Origin of the sequence: Bacillus sp. Xin1, assembly GCF_013314535.1 — a bacterium.
Taxonomy (GTDB): Bacteria; Bacillota; Bacilli; order Bacillales; family Bacillaceae_G; genus Bacillus_A.
This window is the reverse complement of sequence record NZ_JABUAE010000197.1, coordinates 1-285: the sequence shown is the minus strand read 5'-3', so window position 1 is coordinate 285 and position 285 is coordinate 1. Positions and strand designations below refer to the sequence as shown.

At 40.4% G+C, this 285-nt stretch carries 1 protein-coding gene; it reads left to right on the top strand.

Annotated features, from left to right (window positions below):
* Nucleotides 1-285, top strand: a 285-nt coding sequence (locus HRG09_RS28490) for an IS6 family transposase (RefSeq protein WP_174104123.1), incomplete at both ends; no start/stop codon positions are given.

Genomic DNA, 285 nt, shown 5'->3' with positions numbered 1-285 from the left:
ATGGTACCTACGGTACAACCTAAGTTTCCGTGATTTGGTGGAAATGATGGAGGAACGAGGTTTGTTTATTGCTCACACCACCATTATGCGTTGGGTGCATCAATATGGACCTGAATTAGACGGAAGAGTACGACGTCATCTTAAGACAACAAATGATTCCTGGAGAGTCGATGAAACATATGTGAAAGTAAAAGGTCAATGGGTGTATTTATATCGCGCAGTCGATTCAGACGGAAATACCATTGATTTTTATCTAAGTGAATCAAGAGATAAACAAGCAGCCAA